The sequence below is a fragment of the Humidesulfovibrio sp. genome, from assembly GCF_035560995.1.
Classification (GTDB): Bacteria; Desulfobacterota; Desulfovibrionia; order Desulfovibrionales; family Desulfovibrionaceae; genus Humidesulfovibrio.
The window spans coordinates 1-3,341 of sequence record NZ_DATMYK010000200.1 but is presented as its reverse complement, the minus strand read 5'-3'; the positions used below and the strand labels follow the sequence as shown (position 1 = coordinate 3,341).

Here is a 3,341-nt window from a genome sequence, read left to right as displayed (position 1 = left end):
ACGGTGGGCGGCAAGAGCCAGCTCACCGAGCTGGAGGACTGGCTGCGCGGCCTTTCCCTGGCGGACCTGCTGGCCCTGGTGGACGAACTGGACGCCGAGGACCTGGCCTTTCTGGAGCAGGGCGTGGCCTACAACACCCGCCTTGCCGCACATGGCCTCAAGACCGGCTGCGGCCTGGGCGTGGGCAAGACCTTCGAGCGCCTGGCCCGGCAGAAACTCATCGCCAAGGACCTTTCCCTGGCCGCGCGCATGCTCACCAGCGCAGCGGCCGATGCGCGCATGGACGGGGTCAAGCTTCCGGCCATGAGCTCCGCCGGCAGCGGCAACCACGGCCTCACCGCCGTGCTGCCCATCTGGGCGGTGAAGGACTTTCTCGACTGCACCGAGGCCGACGCGCTTAAGGCCATCGGGCTCTCGCACATCGTCACCGCCTCGGTGAAGGCGCACACGGGGCGGCTCTCGGCCGTGTGCGGCTGCTCCGTCGCCGCCGGAGCCGGGGCCACGGCCGGCATCGCCGCGCTCATGGGCGGCGACCTGCACCACATCGCCGGGGCCATCAAGCTGCTCATAGAGGACCTGGCCGGGGTCATCTGCGACGGGGCCAAGGCGGGCTGCGCCCTCAAGCTGGCCACGGCGGCGGGCACGGCGGTGCAGGCGGCGCTGTTCTCGCTGCACGGCATGCGCGTGCTGGCCACCAACGGCATCATCGCGGAATCGCCGGAGCAGACCATGCGCAACGTGGGCCAGCTGTCCACCGAGGGCATGGTGGAGACCGACCGGACCATTCTGTCCATCATGATCGAAAAGAAGCTGGCCGGGTATGTGTAGCCGGGACATGGACCAGGCGGTTTGCCTTCCTGGCCCGGTGGCCCCGGCCGAGCACCCGGAGCTCCTGGCCTTGTGGGAGGCCTCGGTGCGGGCCACGCACTCTTTTCTGGGCGAGGCGGACATCGCGGAACTCAAGCCGCTGATTCTGAACCAGTACTTCGACCTCGTGGAGCTGACTTGCCTGCGCGACGCCGAGGGCGGCATCCTGGCCTTCATGGGCACGGCGGCCGACAGGCTGGAGATGCTCTTCGTCCGGCCGGACAGCTTCCGGCTGGGACTGGGCGGACGGTTGGTCCGGCACGCGGTGGAGCGTCTGGGCGTGCGCGAAGTGGACGTGAACGAGCAGAATCCGCAGGCCCTGGCCTTCTACCAAAGCCTGGGCTTCAGGCCGGTGGGCCGCTCGGACCTGGACGGCCAGGGCAGGCCCTTTCCGCTGCTGACCCTGCGCCTGCCGGACTAGGACGTGCGGAGCGCACAATTCGTGCGCCCGGCCCTGGCGGTTTTGCCGGGGCCGGGCGCGTTGTTTCGGGTTCCCGTTGTTTCCGGTTTCTGGCGCGGCTAGCGCACCACAAGCACGGAGCAGGGCGCCAGGGCGATGACCTTGGCGGCCACGCTGCCCAGGAACAGCTTGCGCGCGCCCTTCTTGCCGCGCGTGCCCATGACGATGAGTTCGAAGCCGCCCTTCTGCGCGGCGTCCACGATGAACTCCTCAGGCGAGACGCCGGTCTCCAGCACTTCCTTGGCGGTCACGCCCGCAGCCTTGGCGATGGCCTGAGCCGCGTCCAGAGCCTTGGCGGCCTTCTGGCGCAGGCGGTCCGTGGCGCTGGCGCCGAACAGGCTCTCCATGTCCTCCACGGCCTCTGCCACGGCGAGCAGGGTCAGCTCGGCCCCTTCCTTCTTGGCCATGGCCGCGGCGCGGGTCACGGGCAGCAGGACGGAATCCGACGGATCGACGGCGACGAGAATCTTCATGAGTAAATCCCCCTTGGTTTGGATGCACCATGCGGGGTCTTGAGCGGAGTGGGAACCCTGTAGCGACCCCGTGGAAACAGGGCTCGGCGTGAGGCTTCATTTCAGTATATAAGGTATGTGAAAAAAGGCGCAAGTCAAGAACAAAAGTGTAGGAATAGTCGGGAGGCTCACCCGTTTTACGTGTCGGGCGCGGCCTGGCGCATGATGCGCGCCACCGGGCGCACGCACAGGGCCGCGCCGAGCATGAGCGCGCCGCCCAGGCCGAAGAGCACGCCGTGGCCCAGGTTTCCGGCCATGACGGCCCCGCCCACGAAGGGGCCCACGAAGAAGCCCGCGTCCACGGCGACCATGAGCAGATTGGCGTTGTACGCCCGCAGGCGTGGGGAGGAAATGCTGAACATGCTGGCGTTGATGAGCGGCATGGTAAGCGCCATGCCCGTGCCGTACAGCGCGGCCATGCCGAAGAGGGAGGCCGTGCCGCCCGCGTGGGCGAAAAGCGGCAGCAAAAGCCCCATGCCGATGAAGGTGCCCAGCAGGGCGCGGCCCTTGTCCACCCGGTCCAGAATGCTGCCGCCCAGCACGCGCACGCTGATGGTGGCGGCGTTGGCGCAGCTGAAGAACGCGCCGGGGTTGCCCACGCCGATGCCGGCCGCGAAGTCGCGCATGAAGAAGAACACGATGGAGTGCGCCGCCACCAGGAAGAAGTTGGCCGCCACCAAAAGCAGAACGCCAAGAGAGGTCAGCGCCTGGCGCACCTCGTCCCAACCTGGGCGCTCCAGGTGCGAGGGCGGCAGGGCGGCCGCCAGGGCGCGGGTGCGCCGCCCCAGGGGGGCCAGCAGCAGAAAGGCCGGAAGCATGAGCGGTGCCGCCAGGGCGTAGGCCTGGCCGTGGCTCGCCAGGTGCGGCAGCAGCATCTCCACAAAGGGCGGCATGATGGCATAGGGCAGCAGGATGGTGACGGAGAACAGGCCGAAGCCCTGGGCGCTCTTGTGGCGCGGCAGAAAGGCCATCAGCGTGCCCATGAGCCCCCCCACCACGGTGACGAAGCCCATGCCGTGCAGGATGCGCACGCAGGCCAGCACCGGAATGGTGGTGGCGAAGGGGTAGCAGAGCAGGGCCAGGGTGGCCAGGGCCATGCCCGCGCGCATGAACTGCACGCTGTTTCTGAGGGACAGGTAGCGCCCCAGAAAGGGCCGCACCACCAGGGCGGTCAGGGGCTCCAGGGCCAGCAGCGGGCCGCGCCAGGCAGGTGCAATGCCCAAATCTGTCAAGTAGCTGTAAAATCCATAGAATATCGAGATGTTGCAGAAGGCCAGCACGCTGATGGCGCAAATGGCCACGAACTCGAAGCTGAGGAGCTTCGGGATGTTCGGGTCGTTCTGGGGTTCCGGGGCGGCATGGGCGGGCATGGGGAGATCCTGTTCTGCGCCGGGAGCTGGCGGGAATTCGCGTCAGCCATCCGGCGGGCAGGGGGAACGGATAGCAGAGCGTGCGCCGCTGCGCAATGGTCCGGATTTTGGTCGGCCGTGGCGGGGCCTGGG

The 3,341-nt window shown here is 68.2% G+C and carries 4 protein-coding genes; 2 read left to right on the top strand and 2 right to left on the bottom strand.

Features of this window, described 5'->3' with window-relative positions; translation table 11 throughout:
- Positions 1-828 (top strand): L-serine ammonia-lyase, iron-sulfur-dependent, subunit alpha (locus VN419_RS07960; protein ID WP_325646264.1); only part of this gene is annotated, 828 nt, incomplete at its 5' end.
- 7 nt (positions 829-835) lie between these two features.
- Positions 836-1,288, top strand: coding sequence for a GNAT family N-acetyltransferase (locus VN419_RS07955; RefSeq protein ID WP_325646262.1), 453 nt, complete (start codon positions 836-838; stop codon positions 1,286-1,288).
- 98 nt (positions 1,289-1,386) lie between these two features.
- Here the strand turns inward: VN419_RS07955 and VN419_RS07950 are convergent, their stop codons facing one another.
- Both VN419_RS07950 and VN419_RS07945 read right to left on the bottom strand, forming a co-directional pair.
- Entirely contained in the window at positions 1,387-1,800 is a 414-nt protein-coding gene (locus VN419_RS07950; protein WP_325646260.1) for a universal stress protein, read from the bottom strand.
- A 176-nt stretch (positions 1,801-1,976) separates the two neighbouring features.
- Positions 1,977-3,209: an MFS transporter gene (locus VN419_RS07945; protein ID WP_325646258.1), complete on the bottom strand. Its 1,233-nt coding sequence runs from the start codon at positions 3,207-3,209 to the stop codon at positions 1,977-1,979.
- Positions 3,210-3,341: the final 132 nt, after the last annotated feature.